General features: G+C 64.7%; 1 protein-coding gene. It reads left to right on the top strand.

Annotated elements, in window-relative coordinates; genetic code table 11:
• Window positions 1-919, top strand: a 919-nt coding sequence (locus tag DB520_RS26275) for a right-handed parallel beta-helix repeat-containing protein (protein ID WP_157972279.1), incomplete at both ends; no start/stop codon positions are given.

The raw sequence follows: 919 nt of genomic DNA, 5'->3' as shown, positions 1-919 counted from the left end.
TCGAGCCGGAGAGCGGAAACCCCGAAGACGTGACCCTCGCCTACAGCGCATCCGGGGAAGCGGACAACTACGTGCTCAGGTTCTCCAACGCCCGGTTCGTGGAGCTGGCCAACCTTACGCTGTCGGCGACGGGAACAACCCACACCAGGACACTGGACGTGGAAGGGCGCATGGACGACATCCTGGTGGAGGGATGCGTGTTCAACAGCCCCCCCGCGACCGGGTCCGACGTGGCCCAGGCCAACATACACCTGGAGCCGGCCATGTCGGAGAACGTGGTTTTTGCCGGAAACAGCATTTCCGGGGGTTCCTACGGCATCCTCTACAGGGGCTCCACCAACACCTCCAACCGGGCGCCGGGCGTGGAGATCAGGGACAACACCGTCCTGGGCGCGGGGCACACCGGCATCCTCCTGCAGCGAACCGAGACCGCCCTTGTTTCAGGAAACACCGTGGGCGCCCCAGGGGAAGCGGGGCCGGGATCCGCCGGCATACTCCTGGACAACTGCGACGGGGCGCTGCGCGTGACCGGGAACAGGTCGCTGGGGGCCGCCGGACACGCGATGAGGATCGCCAACTGCACGGCAACCTCCGGGCAGCCCGGCCTTGTGGCCAACAACTTCGTGGCCAGCAACGGCACGGAGGCCACGCTTAACTCCTACCGGAACAGCCAATTCCTCTTTTACCACAACAACGTGAGCAACGGCGGGAGCGGCGCGGGCTTTCATCATGAGAACAACTTGAACGCCCGGGTAAGCAACCTGAGGAACAACATCCTCAGGTCCGAGACGGGGTACGCCATCCACGTCCAGCACACCGGCAGCTTCCAGTCCTCCGACCACAACGACCTTTACACGGCAGGCACGAACCTGGGCAGGTGGGGGAACACGAACGCTCCCACCCTCTCCGACTGGCAGCA

This window comes from Pleomorphovibrio marinus (assembly GCF_003347495.1).
Lineage (GTDB): Bacteria > Bacteroidota > Bacteroidia > Cytophagales > Cyclobacteriaceae > Pleomorphovibrio > Pleomorphovibrio marinus.
The sequence above is the reverse complement of the archived record's forward strand: the minus strand, read 5'-3'. Positions and strand labels throughout refer to the sequence as shown.